The 16,481-nt window shown below is 58.8% G+C and carries 17 protein-coding genes and 1 pseudogene; 12 read left to right on the plus strand and 6 right to left on the minus strand.

All coding sequences use genetic code 11. The features are described 5' to 3' along the window. From D8U69_RS28140 to D8U69_RS28150, 3 genes and pseudogenes are all read left to right on the plus strand, one after another. A pseudogene (locus tag D8U69_RS28140) lies at positions 1–191 on the plus strand (SAM-dependent methyltransferase); the annotation flags it as partial. Positions 192–284: 93 nt separating this feature from the next. Continuing rightward, complete coding sequence (locus D8U69_RS28145) at positions 285–3,236, plus strand: DUF748 domain-containing protein (RefSeq protein WP_130908591.1); 2,952 nt, start codon at positions 285–287, stop codon at positions 3,234–3,236. Next, the gene (locus tag D8U69_RS28150) at positions 3,236–3,532 is read left to right on the plus strand and encodes a DUF2845 domain-containing protein (protein WP_130908592.1); all 297 of its coding nucleotides are present in this window, start codon (positions 3,236–3,238) and stop codon (positions 3,530–3,532) included. Before D8U69_RS28145 ends, D8U69_RS28150 begins: the two co-directional genes overlap by 1 nt. Positions 3,533–3,809: 277 nt before the next feature. Here D8U69_RS28150 and D8U69_RS28155 read toward each other — a convergent pair whose 3' ends face one another. Both D8U69_RS28155 and D8U69_RS28160 read right to left on the minus strand, forming a co-directional pair. Further along, positions 3,810–4,163 carry a BON domain-containing protein gene (locus tag D8U69_RS28155; RefSeq protein WP_130903548.1) on the minus strand — a complete coding sequence of 118 codons (354 nt, stop codon included), beginning with the start codon at positions 4,161–4,163 and terminating at the stop codon, positions 3,810–3,812. Positions 4,164–4,467: 304 nt separating this feature from the next. Continuing rightward, a complete protein-coding gene (locus tag D8U69_RS28160; protein WP_056855634.1) occupies positions 4,468–4,875 on the minus strand; it encodes a pilin in 408 nt (135 codons plus the stop codon). A gap of 225 nt (positions 4,876–5,100) precedes the next feature. On the opposite strand from D8U69_RS28160, the gene pilB reads away from it, so the two are divergent. Genes pilB through yacG form a run of 5 tightly spaced genes read left to right on the plus strand, consistent with a single transcriptional unit; the run spans position 5,101 to position 9,712 of the window. Further along, on the plus strand, positions 5,101–6,801 hold the full coding sequence (pilB, locus tag D8U69_RS28165) for a type IV-A pilus assembly ATPase PilB (protein ID WP_056855635.1): 1,701 nt from the start codon (positions 5,101–5,103) through the stop codon (positions 6,799–6,801). Between the two features lie 2 nt (positions 6,802–6,803). Then, positions 6,804–8,021, plus strand: a complete 1,218-nt coding sequence (locus tag D8U69_RS28170; RefSeq protein WP_056855636.1) for a type II secretion system F family protein — start codon at positions 6,804–6,806, stop codon at positions 8,019–8,021. A 1-nt stretch (position 8,022) separates the two neighbouring features. Beyond that, positions 8,023–8,895 (plus strand): A24 family peptidase, encoded by an 873-nt coding sequence (locus D8U69_RS28175; RefSeq protein ID WP_056855637.1) that lies wholly within the window; start codon positions 8,023–8,025, stop codon positions 8,893–8,895. Further along, on the plus strand, positions 8,892–9,515 hold the full coding sequence (gene coaE, locus D8U69_RS28180; protein WP_130908593.1) for a dephospho-CoA kinase: 624 nt from the start codon (positions 8,892–8,894) through the stop codon (positions 9,513–9,515). The genes D8U69_RS28175 and coaE overlap by 4 nt, the downstream gene beginning before the upstream one ends. Next, positions 9,512–9,712 carry a DNA gyrase inhibitor YacG gene (yacG, locus tag D8U69_RS28185; protein ID WP_056855639.1) on the plus strand — a complete coding sequence of 67 codons (201 nt, stop codon included), beginning with the start codon at positions 9,512–9,514 and terminating at the stop codon, positions 9,710–9,712. Before coaE ends, yacG begins: the two co-directional genes overlap by 4 nt. 27 nt (positions 9,713–9,739) lie before the next feature. Here the strand turns inward: yacG and D8U69_RS28190 are convergent, their stop codons facing one another. Continuing rightward, on the minus strand, positions 9,740–10,429 hold the full coding sequence (locus D8U69_RS28190; protein WP_056855640.1) for an energy-coupling factor ABC transporter permease: 690 nt from the start codon (positions 10,427–10,429) through the stop codon (positions 9,740–9,742). A 249-nt stretch (positions 10,430–10,678) separates the two neighbouring features. Between D8U69_RS28190 and D8U69_RS28195 the strand changes: the two genes are divergently transcribed. Next, a complete protein-coding gene (locus D8U69_RS28195; protein WP_056855641.1) occupies positions 10,679–10,921 on the plus strand; it encodes a DUF2790 domain-containing protein in 243 nt (80 codons plus the stop codon). A gap of 8 nt (positions 10,922–10,929) precedes the next feature. Here the strand turns inward: D8U69_RS28195 and D8U69_RS28200 are convergent, their stop codons facing one another. From D8U69_RS28200 to D8U69_RS28210, 3 genes are read right to left on the minus strand one after another with little or no spacing between them, the layout of a single operon-like run. Further along, positions 10,930–12,198, minus strand: coding sequence for an OprD family porin (locus D8U69_RS28200; protein ID WP_130908594.1), 1,269 nt, complete (start codon positions 12,196–12,198; stop codon positions 10,930–10,932). Positions 12,199–12,208: 10 nt separating this feature from the next. Beyond that, positions 12,209–13,420 carry a benzoate/H(+) symporter BenE family transporter gene (locus D8U69_RS28205; protein ID WP_130908595.1) on the minus strand — a complete coding sequence of 404 codons (1,212 nt, stop codon included), beginning with the start codon at positions 13,418–13,420 and terminating at the stop codon, positions 12,209–12,211. Between the two features lie 3 nt (positions 13,421–13,423). After that, the gene (locus tag D8U69_RS28210; RefSeq protein WP_056855644.1) at positions 13,424–14,767 is read right to left on the minus strand and encodes an aromatic acid/H+ symport family MFS transporter; all 1,344 of its coding nucleotides are present in this window, start codon (positions 14,765–14,767) and stop codon (positions 13,424–13,426) included. A gap of 219 nt (positions 14,768–14,986) precedes the next feature. Between D8U69_RS28210 and D8U69_RS28215 the strand changes: the two genes are divergently transcribed. The 3 genes from D8U69_RS28215 to D8U69_RS28225 are packed head-to-tail and all read left to right on the plus strand — an operon-like array spanning position 14,987 to position 16,362. After that, complete coding sequence (locus D8U69_RS28215) at positions 14,987–15,613, plus strand: DUF1780 domain-containing protein (protein ID WP_007970534.1); 627 nt, start codon at positions 14,987–14,989, stop codon at positions 15,611–15,613. Continuing rightward, entirely contained in the window at positions 15,610–16,137 is a 528-nt protein-coding gene (locus D8U69_RS28220; RefSeq protein ID WP_056855645.1) for an MOSC domain-containing protein, read from the plus strand. The genes D8U69_RS28215 and D8U69_RS28220 overlap by 4 nt, the downstream gene beginning before the upstream one ends. A gap of 51 nt (positions 16,138–16,188) precedes the next feature. Next, positions 16,189–16,362 (plus strand): DUF3094 domain-containing protein, encoded by a 174-nt coding sequence (locus tag D8U69_RS28225; RefSeq protein ID WP_007970531.1) that lies wholly within the window; start codon positions 16,189–16,191, stop codon positions 16,360–16,362. The last annotated feature ends 119 nt before the right edge of the window (positions 16,363–16,481 follow it).

Raw genomic sequence — 16,481 nt, forward strand, 5'->3', positions numbered from 1 at the left:
CCGACGACGGCGTGCTGATCTGCTGCAACAACCTGGCGAAAGTCAGCATGGACGATTGGCGTGAACAGGTTTTGCGTTGCGCCGAGAAAGCAGGACGGCCGGTGCGCGAGTGGACGGTCATGAAACCGGGTGCCGATTTTCCGTCCATGGACCAACAACCACCGCTGAAAACCCTGATCCTGCAGCTTTGATCCGTGTCAGATAAATCTGAAAAAAGCTGAACAGGCTGATTGCTTCGGAACCGGAATCGCGTGCCATACTCCAAGGCACTCCGATTCACACAGATGAAGCCACGCATGTACAAAGGATTGATTCGCGCCGTCGGCGCCTTGTTGACTGCTCTGGCCCTCTACAGTTTGCTGGGCTTCTTGATTTTGCCGGGCATTGCCCTGCGCATCGCCAACCAGCAATTGGCCAATTATTCCACGATGCCCGCCACGCTCCAGCGGATCGAACTCAACCCGTTCAGCCTCGAAGTCACGCTCTGGGGTCTGAGCATTGGCGAGCCCGGCAAAGAGCAAATCGGCTTCGAACGTCTATACGCCAATTTGCAACTCGATAGCCTGTGGACCAAGGCGCTGCATCTGTCGGATATCGAACTGGACAAGTCCAAGACCGAAATCCTCTTCAGTAAGGACGGCAAACTCAACCTGCTCGGGCTCTTCAAGATTCCGGCCAGCGAACCGACACCCGCCGACCCGGATGCCAAGCCGTTTCCGTTGCGCATCGAACGGATCAAGCTGGCTGGCGGTGCCGTGCACTTTGAGGATGCCCGGCCCAGCGAGCCCATCGAATTCATCTACGACTCACTCGATTTCGAGCTGAAAAACCTCAGCACCCTGCCCGAAGACAGCGCCGATATGACCCTGGTGGCCGTCGGCCCCAACGGCGGGCAAATCGACTGGACCGGTAACTTCAGCCTGATCCCGATTGCCTCCGAAGGTAAGCTGAAAATCACCGATGGCAAGATGAAAGCCTTCTGGCCCTATGTGCGCGACGCTGTCCCGCTGGACCTCGAAAGCGGTGTCATGAGCATCAGCACCGACTACAAGCTCAACCTGTCCAAGGAAACCGAACTGCTGCTGAGCAACGTCTCGGCCACCATCGCCCCCTTCGCGATCAAGGCGCCGGACGGTCGGCCGCTGGTCAGGCTTGAGCGTCTGGACGTCAGCGAAACCACCGTCGACCTGGCCAAGCAACAAGTGGTGGTCGGCAAGATTCGCAGCCACAAACTGGAAACCTGGGCCGCGCTGGAAGCCGATGGCCAGCTCGACTGGCAGAAACTGTTCGCCAGCCAGCCTTCCAAACCCGCCGCCAAAGCGAACGCCGAACCGACCAACACGCCCGCTGCCGCTGACTCGCCGAAAGCGGACCCCGTCCCGAGCAAGCCCTGGCAAGTGCTGCTCAATGACGTGCAACTGCGCGATTACCAGGTGCACTTGGCAGACCGCAAGGCCCAGCCTGCGGTGGCGCTGGAACTGGGTCCGCTGAATCTCGACCTGCAGAAATTCGACAGCCTCAATGGTTCACCCTTCCTGCTCAAGCTCGACACCGGTGTCGGCAAGCAAGGCAAGCTGATGGCCGATGGCGAGGTCAACCTGGCGCCGATCAGCGCCAGGCTGAACGTGCAGACCAAGGACATCGACCTGCGCGTCGCCCAGTCCTACATCAGCCCGTTCATTCGCCTGGAGTTGCGCAGCGGCATGCTCGGCAGCGATCTGGCGGTCAACCTGAAAAGCACCGAGCCGCTGGCTTTCAGCGTCACCGGTCGCGCCCAGGTCGATCAACTGCATACCCTCGACACCCTGAAAACCCGCGACTTCCTCAAGTGGCAGCAGGTGATGGTCGAAGGCCTGAATTATCAGCATGGCGACAGCCTGTCGATCGACAAGATCAACCTGCTGCAACCCTATGTACGCTTCATGATCAACGATGACCGCACCACCAACGTCGATGACTTGTTGATCCCGCAACCCCCTGACACCGCCGCCAAACCTGCCGTCGCCAAACCCGCCGCCAGCAAAGACAAACCGCTGGGTATTCACATTGGCGGCATTGCCATCAATGACGGCTCGGCCAACTTCGCCGACTTCAGCCTGACGCCGAATTTCGCCACCGCCATCCAGCAGCTCAACGGCCAGATCGGCACCATTGACAGCCGCCAGGCGAAGCCGGCCAGTGTCGACGTCAAAGGCAAGGTCGACCGCTATGCACCGGTGACCATCAAAGGTGCGGTCAACCCGTTCGATCCGATGGCCAGCCTCGATATCGCTACCAGTTTCAAACGAGTGGAACTGACCACGCTGACGCCTTACTCCGGCAAGTTTGCCGGCTATCGCATCCGCAAGGGCCGGCTGAACCTCGACCTGCATTACCAAATCACCAAGGGCCAGCTGAAAGCCGAAAACAAAGTGGTGGTCGAACAGTTGCAACTGGGTGAAAAAGTCGACAGCCCCGACGCCGTCAGCCTGCCGCTGAAACTCGCAATTGCTCTGCTCAAGGATGTCGACGGCAAGATTTCCATCGAACTGCCAGTCACCGGCGATCTCAACAACCCACAGTTCAGCATCATGCCGATTGTCTGGCAGACCCTGCGCAACCTGATCGTCAAGGCCGCTGCCGCGCCGTTCAAACTGATTGGCGGTCTGGTCTCGGGGGGAGGTTCGGAAGATCTTGGCAGCGTGTCGTTCGCGCCCGGTTCCAGCGATCTGAGCAAGGATGCCGAAGGTGCCCTGGACAAACTGTCGAAGGCGCTCAAGGAGCGCCCGGCCCTGCGCCTGGAAATCGAAGGTACGGCGGCGAAAAGCAGCGATGGTCCGCTGATCGCCGAGCAGCGTCTGGAGCGGGAATACCAATACAACTACTACAAAATGCTCCAGCGTCGAGGCGATAAAGTCCCGGCCCAAGCGTCGTTGCTGGATGTTCCGGACAGCGAAAAAGGGCCGTTGCTCGAAGGCATCTACCGCACACGCCTGAAAACCCAGCCACCGGCCGAATGGAAAGACCTGGGCAAGGAAGAACGCACAGCGAAGATGCGTGAAGGCGTCATTCAGTTCTGGAGCTCCAGCGATGTGCTGCTGCGTCAGTTAGGCCAGGACCGGGCCAGCAGCATCAAGGATTATCTGGTCGACAAAGGTCAGCTCGCCGATGACCGTGTGTACTTCATCGACGCACAGTTGGGCGAAGCCGAAAAAGACGGCAAGGTCGTCACGCCAATGCATCTGGACGCCGAGTGATGTACAAGCATCGCCTGCTAGCACTGGCGTTGACGGCAGCGGCGAGCCAGGCCTGGGCGGCGGATACTTTGCGCTGTGGCAGCCAACTGATCAGCGTCGGTGACCGCTCCAGTGAGGTGCTGCAAAAATGTGGCGACCCGGTCAGCCGCGATTTGCTCGGTTACAAGCGCAGTGCCAATCGACGGGAAGAGTTCCAGGTCGAGGAATGGACTTACGGTCCGAATGGCGGGATGTACCAGTACTTGCGCTTTGAAGGAAATCGGCTGGTGCAGATCACCAGCAAGCGCGGGAATTAAGGCAGCCAATAGAACCCATGAAGGAGCGAGCCTGCGGTGTCTGGACGTTTTTCGCCAGCAGGCTGGCTCCTACAAGGATTGCGGCATGTTCGGCAGATATCAGCCGGCTCCCACAGGGTTTTGCATTGATCTTGAAATAGAACAGGCCCCGACACGAATGCCGGGGCCTGTAATGGCCACGTCCTTGTGGCCGTTCGCATGAACACTCAAGAAGCGATAGACGTATGACTCGGCCCGTCTATCGCGTCTTCTCCCGGTCCAGGCGAGAAGCCTAGCCTTACTCGGATTTCAGGCCGTCAGCGGATACTGCTTTGACGCCTTTGATTTTTTTGGTGATCGCCACGGCGGTGTCTTTCTGAGCATCGGTCACCGCAACGGTGGACGACAGGGACACGACGCCTTTGTTGGTTTCAACTTTGATATCGGTACCTGGGATGCCTTTTTCGGTAATCAGGTCTGATTTGACTTTGGTAGTGATCCAGGTATCGGAAACATCCTCTTTCGCTTCGGTGACTTCACCGGCGGCCAGCATCATCGGTGCTTGAGTGGCCTGAGTCTGGGCAAATGCAACGTTGGCCATGGTCAGGGTCAGCGCGGTAGCAGCAGCGGCAGAGATAGCGAACTTCTTCATACGAGTAACTCCTGTTTTTCTGGAAAGTCTGCTGGGTTCATGTCAGCAGGGTTACCAGAGATATTGCGAACGCTGTGCCAAGTTTGAGACAAACGTTAAATCCTTAAAAATCAGTAAGTTATGAAAAGCGCAATTTTTCGGATTCGTGCAAAATGCATGAGTTGAACTTTATCTACATGCAAGTTGCGGGTTTTCTCGCAGGCCTAAGGCCATGAAATTTCGGCAATTTTTATCAATACTCAATCCAACTGCCTGACGCGAAAAAAAACCCCTGCATAAGCAGGGGTGGATATACCAAAAAAGGTCAGACTTTGGTGCAGCCTTTAGGTGCATATTCCTGATCCACAGTGGTCGTACAGGTCCACCCGGTCAGAGCACGCGTAAGAGTGATGGTCTTGTTCAGTACCGGCCCTGGCGCATTTAGAATCGTGCAAGCGATCGTGCCAGTTCCATCAACAGCCTTGCCCGACGCGGTCGTAGTGCAATTAGCCGTAGTCGCAGTTCCGCCTACCTTGGTTAGATCAGGGTCGGTCCCTTGATTGATAACGTCCTCAAAAGGCACCTTCAACGCCGAAATCTCCGCCAGCCCCGCCGTGACCTTGGCCCGCGCCTGATACTTGGAATACGCCGGTATCGCAAACGTCGCGAGAATCCCGATGATCGCCACCACGATCAGCAACTCGATCAGGGTAAAACCTTTTTGAGTGTTCATAGACAGCCTCCGTGCATGAGTCGAAATCTCATGATCTGAACCTGTCGCAGCACAGCCCATGCCAAGCCCTGCACGCCCTGTTGGCGGGGTACTCGCCAGCCTTGAAGACCTTTCCTACTCCCAGGATCCGCACTATCTGACACTTTTTGTCACCTCGGCGCTGCTGGTTTGGTTCCGTTGCTTGACTAGGCTATAAGTCATTAAATGTCTGCGTCCGGTATCCCAATGAATGACATCGCCCTCAGCGGTCTGGCCAAGCAATTGGTCCTGGCCGAGCTGCTCACTGACAAAAGCGCGCAACAGGCGTATCAACAAGCCCAACGCAACCGTATTTCCCTGGTGACCTACCTGGTCCAGAACAAGCTGGTTAAAAGCCGCCAGGTTGCCGAGATCGCCTCGGAACATTTCGGCATGGCCCTGCTCGACCTGCATACCCTGGACAAGGATATTCAGCCCAAAGGCCTGGTCAGCGAGAAACTGGTCCGCCAGCATCACGCCCTGCCCCTCTGGCGCCGTGGCAACAAGTTGTTCGTCGGCGTTTCCGACCCGACCAACCATCAAGCCATCAATGACATCCAGTTCAGCACCGGGCTCACGACCGAAGCGATCCTGGTCGAAGACGACAAACTCAGCGATGCCATCGAGAAGTTCTTCGACAGCCATGGCTCTGGCCTGGAAGACATCGCCGATGTAGACCTCGATGGCCTCGACATCGAGACCACCGACGACAAACGCCAGGACGCTATCGGCGGTCAGGAGGCCGATGACGCACCGGTGGTGCGTTTCGTCCATAAAATGCTGCTCGATGCGATCAGGAGCGGTTCTTCAGACCTGCACTTCGAGCCCTACGAAAAGAACTACCGCGTGCGGATGCGCACCGATGGCGTGTTGCATGAAGTCGCCCGGCCGCCGTTCCAATTGGCCAACCGCATCGCCGCACGATTGAAGGTCATGGCCAGCCTCGACATCTCCGAACGCCGCAGACCCCAGGACGGCCGGATCAAGATGCGTCTGTCCAAAAGCAAATCCATCGACTTCCGGGTCAATACCCTGCCGACACTGTGGGGCGAGAAAGTGGTCATCCGGATTCTCGACCCCACCAGCGCGCAAATGGGCATCGACGCCCTCGGTTACGAGCCGGACCAGAAAGACCTGTACATGGCTGCGCTGAAACAGCCGCAGGGAATGATTCTGGTGACCGGCCCCACGGGCTCGGGTAAAACGGTTTCGCTCTACACAGGGCTGAACATTCTCAATACCGTGGATATCAATATTTCGACCGCCGAAGACCCGGTCGAAATCAACATGGAAGGCATCAACCAGGTCAACGTCAACCCGAAACAGGGCATGGATTTCGCCCAGGCGCTGCGTTCATTCCTGCGGCAGGACCCGGACGTGATCATGGTCGGCGAAATTCGCGACCTCGAAACCGCCGAAATCGCCATCAAGGCTGCGCAGACCGGGCACCTGGTGCTGTCGACCCTGCACACCAACAGCGCCGCGCAAACCTTGACCCGTCTGCACAACATGGGCATCCAGGGTTTCAATATCGCCACCTCCGTCAGCCTGATCATTGCCCAGCGCCTGGCGCGCAAGTTGTGCAGCCATTGCCGCGTTCCGCTGGAAATTCCCCGCGAAGCGTTAATCAAGGAAGGCTTTCCTGAGGAACGCATCGGCACCTTCACGATCTATGGACCGGTCGGTTGCGATCACTGCAATGGCGGTTACAAAGGGCGAGTGGGGATTTATGAAGTGGTGAAGAACACGCCGGACCTGCAACGGCTGATCATGGCCGAAGGCAACGCACTGCAAATCGATGACCAGATGCGCAAGGATGGTTTCAACGACCTGCGCACCTCAGGGCTGCTCAAGGCCATGCAGGGCATCACCAGCCTGGAAGAAATCAATCGGGTCACCAAGGACTGAACATGGCGGTCAAGGCAGCGAAAATCAGCGTGTATGCCTGGGAAGGCACAGACCGCAAAGGCACTAAAATCAGCGGTGAGCTGAGTGGGCAGAACCCGGCGCTGGTCAAGGCCCAACTGCGCAAGCAAGGCATCAACCCCGGCAAGGTACGCAAGAAAACCACGTCGATTTTCGACATGGGCAAACGCATCAAGGCCCACGACATTGCCCTCTTCACCCGGCAAATGGCGACCATGATGAAAGCCGGTGTACCGCTTCTGCAATCGTTCGACATCATCGGCGAAGGCTTCGACAACCCGATGATGCGCAAGCTGGTGGACGAGGTGAAACAGGAAGTCGCGGCGGGCAACAGCTTCGCCGCCGCCTTGCGCAAAAAACCGCAATACTTCGATGAGCTGTACTGCAACCTGGTGGACGCCGGTGAGCAGGCCGGCGCGCTGGATACGCTGCTGGAACGGGTAGCGACCTACAAGGAAAAGAGCGAAAGTCTCAAGGCCAAGATCAAGAAAGCCATGACCTACCCGCTGGTGGTGGTGTTCGTCGCGATCATCGTGACCGGCATTTTGCTGGTCAAGGTGGTGCCACAGTTCCAGTCGGTGTTCGAAGGCTTCGGTGCCGAACTGCCAGCGTTCACCGTCATGGTCATCGGCCTTTCACGGTTCATGCAGGACTGGTGGTGGGTCATGCTCGGCGCGCTGATTGCGGCGATTTTTGGAGTGCGCCACGCCTTCAGGACGTCACAGGGCTTTCGCGATCGCACGGACGCCTGGCTGCTGAAGCTGCCGCTGGTGGGCACGTTGATGTACAAGTCCGCCGTGGCACGTTTTGCCCGCACGCTGTCGACCACTTTCGCCGCCGGCGTACCGTTGGTGGAAGCCCTGGAGTCGGTGGCCGGGGCCACCGGCAACATCGTGTTCAAGCGTGCGGTACTGCGCATCAAGCAAGACGTGTCGACGGGCATGCAGCTGAATTTCTCCATGCGTACATCCGGCATTTTTCCAAACATGGCGGTGCAGATGACCGCCATCGGCGAGGAGTCCGGTGCACTGGACGACATGCTCGACAAAGTCGCCGGGTTCTACGAAGACGAGGTCGACAACATGGTCGATAACCTCACCAGCCTGATGGAACCGTTCATCATGGTGGTGCTGGGTGTTATCGTCGGGGGATTGGTGGTTGCCATGTACCTGCCCATCTTCCAACTCGGTTCAGCGATCTGACATGCCCTTGAGCGAAATATTGATTCAACACCCGCTGGCGTTCGTAGTGATCGCCGGGGTGATCGGCCTGCTGGTCGGCAGCTTTCTCAACGTACTGGTGTGGCGCCTGCCGAAAATGCTCGAGCGCGAATGGCGCGTGCAGGCCCATGAAATCCTCGGCCTGCCCGGCGAATCGCCGCTGCCGACGTTCAACCTGATGCTGCCGCACTCCCATTGCCCACAGTGCGGCCACCGGATTCGCCCGTGGGAAAACATTCCACTGCTCAGTTTCCTGTTCCTGCGCGGGCGCTGCTCGGGTTGTGCAGCACCGATCAGCAAGCGTTATCCGCTGATCGAACTGGCCTGCGGCCTCGGGTCGGCATTCATTGCCTGGCATTTCGGTTTCGGCTGGCAAGCGTGCATGGCATTAGCCCTCAGCTGGGGCCTGTTGGCCATGAGCCTGATCGACGCCGAGCACCAACTGTTGCCGGATGTGCTGGTACTGCCCTTGCTGTGGCTGGGGTTGATCGTCAACAGTTTCGCTCTGTTCGTGCCGTTGCCTGATGCGTTGTGGGGCGCGATTGCCGGTTACATGGCGCTCTGGTCGGTGTTCTGGCTGTTCAAGCTGCTCACTGGCAAGGACGGCATGGGTCATGGAGATTTCAAGCTGCTGGCGATGTTTGGCGCCTGGGGCGGCTGGCAGATTCTGCCGCTGACGATCCTGTTGTCGTCCCTGGTGGGCGCTGTTGTTGGCGTGATTTACCTGCGTGTGCGCAACGCCAGAACGTCGACGCCGATCCCCTTTGGCCCCTATCTGGCAATTGCCGGCTGGATTGCCTTGCTCTGGGGTGGTCAAATAACCGACTTCTATTGGCAGTTTGTCGGTTTGAAATGAATACCCCTGTGGAAAAACCCTGGATTCTCGGCCTGACCGGCGGCATTGGCAGCGGCAAAAGCGCGGCTGCCCAGCATTTCATCGACCTGGGTGTGCACGCGGTCGATGCCGATCACGCCGCACGCTGGGTGGTGGAACCGGGCCGGCCAGCGCTGGCGAAAATCGCCGAACACTTCGGCCCCGCCGTATTGCAGGCCGATGGCCAACTGGATCGCGCCGCGTTGCGCAATCTGATCTTCGAAGTCCCGGATGAACGTCGCTGGCTGGAAGCCTTGCTGCATCCGCTGATCGGTGAAGAAATCGCCCATCACCTGGCACTGGCAAAATCACCTTACGCGATCCTGGTATCACCACTGCTGATCGAGTCCGGCCAATACGCGATGACCCAAAGGGTGCTGGTCATCGATGCCCCTGAACAGCTACAGATCGAACGCACCTTGCAGCGCGACAAGACCAGCGAACAGCAGATCCACGCGATTCTCAAGGCGCAGTCCAGCCGTCAGGATCGCATCAGCCATGCCGACGATGTGGTGGTCAATGACCGCGACCTCGCCTGGCTGCACAGCGAGGTCGAACGCCTGCATCACTTTTACCTAACTTTGCGTGGAGGCCAGTCATGAGCCAAACCCCAACCGTCGAATGCCCGACCTGCGGCGCCCCTGTGGAATGGAGCGCAGAGAGTAAATTCCGGCCGTTCTGCTCGGACCGTTGCAAACTCATCGACCTCGGCGCCTGGGCGTCGGAAGAGCATAAAATTCCGGTCGCCCCCGATGCCGAGGACGAACTGTTCAGCGGCGATTTCGATCCGCGCCACTGAGCCGTCGCAACGACGATCCCGGGCTCATCAAGATTTGGGATCGTCGTCCTTCCACGGCGCCGACAGATAGCGCGTGCGGTTGAAGGTCTCCAGCCACTCGGGACAGAACACCACCAACGCGCTGACCACCATGCCGTTGATGAACGCCTCCGGAAAAATGATCAGCCACAGGTAACCGACGAAATCTTCCAGCCAGTACGGCATGGCGAAACGTTCGTCGAACCACAGCAACCAAAGCGCCAGCAGCAGGCACAGTAACGCCGACAGAGCCGCCGCAAAAAATCCGGAAACGAAGATGTACACGAAGGGGTTACGCGGCTGCGCGCGCTCCACAAGGATTGCGCAGCATTCGGTCACCAGCACCGGCAAGGCGATCAACAAGGCGCCGTTGACCCCGACAGCGGCCAGGTCCTGACGCCCCAGCAGCACCAGCCCCATCTGCGCCACCAACCCGCCGACGAGTGCCAGCGGCCAGTCCAGCAGCAGGGTCACCGCCGTCATGCCGATGAAGTGGTAAGACACGCCGGTATCGAAATCGCGCCGTACCAACCACAACAGAAACAACGCGAACACCGTCCCGAACAGCAAATGCTGGCGACGACTGTCGGTGAACAGTTCGACCCAAGGCGCACGCGCAGCGGCCCAAATCAAAACCGGTACGTAGATCAACCAACCCACGGTGAGGGTTGCGCAAGACAGTAACTCGGCACCGATCATGACGGGGCGCACTCCCTTTTCTTGCTGTAGGCGGACAGGCCTCCAGTCTACACCGCCCCTTTCGATCTCATGCCCAATGCTGCAGATCGTCGATGACCGCCTCATACCTGGCGAACAATTTCGCCAACGCTGCACAGAGCAGGCCGTGATTGTTACGTTTTACGCAAGACTGCATCCGGCATTCGCCCCTTTATCGGACGCTGGCGAAGACTAAAATTTACCCATGAAACCGAACCGGAGCACGCCAGCATGAAAACGTTGATCAGCCTGTTGCTGACCGTCATCGCCACCTCGGCCATGGCTGCCGACAACCAACCTGCCGCGGTGATGTACAACCCGGCGCAGCCACTGGACATCGCCAAGGTGGTTTCGGTGTCCGACACAGCGACCGCCTGCGGGGTTGTACCGGCGACCATGGTGTACATCGATCATCAGGGCCAGACCCATCGCGTGACCTACGACGTCATGGGTGATTGCACCAGCAATCTGTGATCAGCGCTTCATAACAAGGTCCAGGTGTAACTGAAGATCAAGCGGTTCTCATCGATATCGCTGCGGTAGTTGGATCGCGCCATGGCATTGCGCACGCGTATGCCCAAACCCTTGAGACTGCCGCTCTGCAGCACATAGCCGATGTCCAGGTCTCGCTCGCGATCCTTGCCTTCGAAGCCTTGCCCGGTATCGACATTGTTACCACTGATGTAGCGCACGGTACTGGTCAGCCCCGGAACCCCGAGCGCCGCGAAATCATAGTCATAGCGCGCCTGCCAGGAACGTTCATCGGTGTAGGCGAACTCGTAGGTCGGCACTTCGTTGCCCAGCGGCGAGATGTTGGCAAATACCCGCGGGAACGCGCTGTCACCGAACATGCCCTGATAGCCGACATAAAACGTATGGCCGCCACGCTTGGCCGACAGCAACGAGAAGAACGCCTGGTTGTCGATGTTGCCCAGCGATTTTTTGCCGTCCTCGCGCGAATCGAAGTAACCGAGATTGGCGCCGAGAATCCAGTCGCCCAAAGGCTCACTGTGCTTCAGACCGAGGAAGCGCTGGTTGTAGATATCTTCCAGCTGACCGTACCAGGCGCTGACCGAGGTGCGCTTTTCGTTGAAAGCGTAATCAGCACCGGCAAAATTGAACCCGTCACTGCTGGCCTGACGCTGCGGAACGTGGCCAAGCATGGCTTGCATCTTCTCATCGCCAGCCTCGTTGCGCAGGCTGGTTGAACGCAAATGACCACCTTGCAGGGTCAGGCCATTGATCTCGTTGGAAGTAATGCTTGCGCCCTGGTAACTCGGAGGCAGAAGGCGAATATCGCTGAACACCAATACCGGCAGATTGGGTTGCAGCTCACCGACTTTCAGCTCGGTTCTGGAGTAGCGCATTTTCAATGCGCCCTCCAGACGGCTGTAGTTGTCCGCCGCACGGCCGTCGTCCTGCACCGGCAACAAACCGGTATTGGTCCGGTCAGGGGCACTGTCGAGCTTGAGGCCGAGCAGGCCAATGACGTCCACACCGAAGCCGACGGTACCCTGGGTGTAACCGGATTTCACATTGAGAATGAAGCCTTGCGCCCACTCCTCGGCCTTCGATTGCCGGTTGGCGCCGACGATGTCGGAATAGTCACGGCTGAAGTAATAGTTGCGCGCCTGCAACGTCGCTGTGGTGTCTTCGATAAAGCCTTTTTCTGCGGCCATTGCGCCCGTGGAAAAACCCGAGACGACAGCCAGGGACAACGCTGAACCGGTTGTTGGGAGACTCTGTTTCATTGTCTTTCTCTTATTGTTTTTGATCGACAGGTTGAAGAGCTTCAGTTGCAGCGGATTCGCGACGGACGTTCAACAGCACATGGGTGACCATGCCGAAAATCAATCCCCAAAACGCCGCGGACAAGCCATACAAAGACATGCCCGAGGCCGTGATCAGAAAGGTCACCAGCGCGGCTTCACGATCGCTCGGCACAGCCATCGCGCCCGTTAACGCCGAGGCAATGGCGGCGAACAACGCCAACCCGGCCAGCGCCGCGATCAACTCTTTGGGGAACGCCGAAAACAGCGAAACCAGCGTGGCACCGAAGATCCCGAGCAGCAGGTAGCAGAGGCCGCCCACAACCCCGGCTACATAGCGTTTGCGTGGGTCTTCGTGGGCTTCGCGACCGGTGCAGATCGCGGCGGTGATCGCCGCCAGATTCAGCCCATGGCAACCGAACGGCGCCAGCAGCGCCGTGCCCAGCGCACTGCTGGCGATGATCGGGCTGGCCGGCGTCGGATAACCGCTGGCGCGCAGCACCGCCATACCGGGCACGAACTGACCGGTCAGCGCCACCATCACCAGCGGCAAGGCGATGTTCAGGATTGCACCCAGGCTGAACTCGGGCGTGATCCACACCGGCGTGGCCAGGCCGATCACCAACGCTTCACGATGCAAATCGCCAGTGAATGCGGCAATCGAACAGCCCACCAGCAACACCATCATCACCGCATAACGCGGCATCACCCGCTTGCACACCAGGTAGCTGGCAAACATGGTCAGCACCAGCAACGGCTTGTGCTGCATCGACACAAACAACCCGGTACCGAAACTGAACAGGATCCCCGCCAGCATCGCCGCGGCAATGGCGGCGGGAAGCTTGCTGATGATCCGGTCAAAAGCTCCGGAAATGCCGACCAGGAAAATGATCAGGCTGCTCACCAGATAAGCGCCGACCGCCTGCGCCATGGAAATTTCCGGCAACAGCGCCACCAGCAACGCCGAGCCCGGCGCCGACCAGGCGATGATCACCGGGACGCGGTAGCGCAGGCTCAAACCGATTCCGAGCACAGCGCTGCCGATGGAGATCGCCCAGATCCAGGACGACAACACTTGCCGAGAAAGATCTGCCGCTTCAGCCGCCTGAAAGATGATCACCAGCGGCCCGGCGTAGGAAATCACCGTGGCGATGAATCCAGCCACGGCCGCTGATAGCGAGAAGTCCTGGAAAAACCGTTTCATGACTCAGGCACCGGTCGCTGGCAGCGCCGGGCTGACGCTCAAGGCGCTGCGACGGCTGCTGATGGCGAACACGGTCATGGCCAGGGCCGCCACCGCACCGGGCACGGCAAACGCCATGAAGTTCAGTTGCAGGGGCAGGCTGATCCCGAGCAAGGCACCGCCCAGCAGCGGACCGACAATGGCGCCGTTGCGTCCGATGCCCGAAGCCCAGCCCAGGCCGGTGGATCGAATGGTCATGGAGTAAAACTGCGCGGCGCAGGCGTACAACAGAATCTGCGAACCGATGGTAGTGGCGCCGGCAATGGCGATCAGCAGGTACAACACCGGCATCGGGCTGTTAAAGCCCAACAGGGTGATCGACACCGCCGCCATGGCAAAAAACCCCGCCAGCACTTTCGGCAGATTGAGTTTGTCGCCCAATACCCCGCCGCCCACAGCGCCGAAAATCGCCCCGAAATTCAATACCAGCAGGAACGACAAACTCGAACCCAGACTGTAACCGGCATTCGCCATCAGCTTCGGCAACCAGGAACTCAACGCGTAGACCATCAACAGGCAGCAGAAGAACGCCAGCCACAGCATCAGCGTACGCAACGCACGGCCCTCGCGGAACAGCTGCAACACCGGAGTGCCCGTGCCCTTCACTTCAGCCATGTGCAATTGATCAGACGTTTGCGCGACGTAAGCGGGATCAATGCGTTGCAGAACGTTGCGCGCCTCTTCATTTCGCCCCTGACGCAACATGAAGCCCACCGACTCCGGCAGGAAATACATGATCAGCGGCAACAACAGCAACGGCAGGATCGCTACGTAAAACACCGACTGCCAGCCGAAACTCGGGATCAGCACAATGCCCAGCCCAGCGGACAACATGCCGCCCACCGAGTAACCACTGAACATGATCGCTACCAGTGTGCTGCGGATTTTTTTCGGTGCGTACTCGTTCATCAGGGCCACGACATTGGGCATCACGCCACCAATGCCGAGGCCGGCAATGAAGCGGCAAATGCCGAACTCGGTGGGGTTTCGTGCAAAACCGTTGATCACGGTGAAGCCACTGAAGAGTATTACGCAGAGAGTGATGGCTTTCTTGCGGCCGATCCGGTCAGACAACGGGCCGAAGAACAGCGCGCCGAACATCATGCCGAACAGGGCATAGCTGCCCAGAGCACCGGCCTGCAGGGGACTGAGCCCCCACTCTTTCATCAGCATTGGCAAGACCACGCCGTAGATCACCAAATCGTAGCCGTCGAAGATGATGATCAGCGCACACCAGAACAGCACCATCCAGTGAAAGCGGTTGAAACGAGCGTTGTCGATAACCTCATGTACGTCGATCTTGCGCATGGCATATATCTCTTGTTGTTGTTTTTTTAGAGCGTCGGTAACACGGCTTACGTCCGTACAGCCGAGGGTAGAGCCAGCGGATACGCGGCAATATCCAGTGCGCGCAGATCACTATCCGTTTTGTGCAGCGCCCTGAAACGGGCATGGGAACGTGAGGAATCGGCCCTCCGCGACAAATTGTCTTCTTTGCGAACACATTTGGACGCTAAGCTTGGGCCTATGGATGACTCAGATTACTTACGCCTGCTGACCATCGCGGCCGAGCAAGCCAACGCGTTCCTGTCCAATGCCCGCAAATGGGAGCGTGAGCGTTGGGTCTGCCAACGCCTGCTGCAAGGGCTGAACATTCCCTATCGCGCCGACGAATTCGCCCCGGCCGGGGAACCGCCGGATGTGTTGTTTCGCGATGCCAGTTTCGAAGTGTTCTTCGTGCTCGATGAGGGCCGGCGCCTCAATGATGAGTGGCGCGATGAACTGCAACGTCGACGCAGTGCGTTTTCCCTGAGCCAACTGGTGCGTCGCGAGGCCAAGCCACGACGCATCCCGGCCAACGAGTTCCTGCTGCGGCTGGCGCCGACCTTGCGCAAAAAGGCTCATAACTACAAAGAACGCGGCATGGACCTGGGCGAACTGGACATCATTGCCTTCGCCAGCCTCAAGCGCGAGGTGCTGGACCTCAACAGCCATTTCCCGCCGCCCACCGAGTACCTGCGCCAGGGTTGGCGCTCGCTGTCGCTGGTGGGGCCTACATTCGCCCGTGTGCTGTTCGCCCATCCCGATGCACCGGACTTTCTGCGCAGCAACCTGGGACGCAGCATCGTGTTCGATGTAGGGATCAGCCTGTGAGTCCATTGCAGGAACTGATTGCCCAAGTCCCGCAAACCGGCCGCGTTCGCTGGATCGGCGTGCGCCCGGCACCGCACGTGCCAATGATCGAACTGGATGCCGTGGAAGCCCGGCTCGAGGCCGGGTTGACCGGTGATCGCGCACGTCCCGGTGTGCGCAATGCGCGGCAGGTGACGCTGATTCAGTGGGAGCATCTGGCTGTGATCAGCTCATTGATGGGCCGCCCGGATGATCGACCGGTCAAGCCTGAGGATCTGCGGCGCAATCTCGTTATCAGCGGGATCAACCTGTTCAGTCTCAAGGGCCGGCGCTTCCGTATCGGCCAGGCGATTTTCGAAACCACCGGCTGGTGCCAACCGTGCGCTCGCCTGCAAAACAACCTCGGCCCAGGGACATTTCAGGCCGTACGCGGACATGGCGGGATCACTGCCCGAGTGTTACAAAGTGGCATCATCCGTCTGGACGATACGCTGAGCGTCGAGCCTGTTCCGGACACCGGCTATGCTCCGTTCAACGTTCGTTAAATCAGCCTGTAGCTTCTACACACTCAGCAACGTCTACCTGACGAGGCCTTTATGACCAGCCGCCTGAACCCCGACGACCAAAAGCATGTCGAAGAGTACCTGCAACTGTCCCAGCACCAAGTCGAGCGCCGACCTTTCCGGCCGTGGATGCTCCTTGTGCTGGTGCTGGCAGTGACCATTGGTTTGGGCCTGTTGAGCCGACTTATCAGTTACCTGACGCTATGAGCTGCCTCGCGCTCGCACGGGTAATTGCACCGATTTCCTTTAGCCTTGCGAGTTATCCCCATGTCCCATCGTATTGTCATTGTCGGCGGCGGCGCCGGCGGTCTGGAGTTGGCTACCCG

The sequence above is a fragment of the Pseudomonas sp. Sample_16 genome (genome assembly GCF_004307665.1).
Lineage (GTDB): Bacteria > Pseudomonadota > Gammaproteobacteria > Pseudomonadales > Pseudomonadaceae > Aquipseudomonas.

Coding starts and splice junctions, on each gene's coding strand:
- D8U69_RS28145 (WP_130908591.1), top strand. CDS start 285: ATGAAGCCACGCATGTACAAAGGATTGATTCGCGCCGTCGGCGCCTTG.
- D8U69_RS28150 (WP_130908592.1), top strand. CDS start 3,236: ATGTACAAGCATCGCCTGCTAGCACTGGCGTTGACGGCAGCGGCGAGC.
- D8U69_RS28155 (WP_130903548.1), bottom strand. CDS start 4,163: ATGAAGAAGTTCGCTATCTCTGCCGCTGCTGCTACCGCGCTGACCCTG.
- D8U69_RS28160 (WP_056855634.1), bottom strand. CDS start 4,875: ATGAACACTCAAAAAGGTTTTACCCTGATCGAGTTGCTGATCGTGGTG.
- pilB (WP_056855635.1), top strand. CDS start 5,101: ATGAATGACATCGCCCTCAGCGGTCTGGCCAAGCAATTGGTCCTGGCC.
- D8U69_RS28170 (WP_056855636.1), top strand. CDS start 6,804: ATGGCGGTCAAGGCAGCGAAAATCAGCGTGTATGCCTGGGAAGGCACA.
- D8U69_RS28175 (WP_056855637.1), top strand. CDS start 8,023: ATGCCCTTGAGCGAAATATTGATTCAACACCCGCTGGCGTTCGTAGTG.
- coaE (WP_130908593.1), top strand. CDS start 8,892: ATGAATACCCCTGTGGAAAAACCCTGGATTCTCGGCCTGACCGGCGGC.
- yacG (WP_056855639.1), top strand. CDS start 9,512: ATGAGCCAAACCCCAACCGTCGAATGCCCGACCTGCGGCGCCCCTGTG.
- D8U69_RS28190 (WP_056855640.1), bottom strand. CDS start 10,429: ATGATCGGTGCCGAGTTACTGTCTTGCGCAACCCTCACCGTGGGTTGG.
- D8U69_RS28195 (WP_056855641.1), top strand. CDS start 10,679: ATGAAAACGTTGATCAGCCTGTTGCTGACCGTCATCGCCACCTCGGCC.
- D8U69_RS28200 (WP_130908594.1), bottom strand. CDS start 12,198: ATGAAACAGAGTCTCCCAACAACCGGTTCAGCGTTGTCCCTGGCTGTC.
- D8U69_RS28205 (WP_130908595.1), bottom strand. CDS start 13,420: ATGAAACGGTTTTTCCAGGACTTCTCGCTATCAGCGGCCGTGGCTGGA.
- D8U69_RS28210 (WP_056855644.1), bottom strand. CDS start 14,767: ATGCGCAAGATCGACGTACATGAGGTTATCGACAACGCTCGTTTCAAC.
- D8U69_RS28215 (WP_007970534.1), top strand. CDS start 14,987: ATGGATGACTCAGATTACTTACGCCTGCTGACCATCGCGGCCGAGCAA.
- D8U69_RS28225 (WP_007970531.1), top strand. CDS start 16,189: ATGACCAGCCGCCTGAACCCCGACGACCAAAAGCATGTCGAAGAGTAC.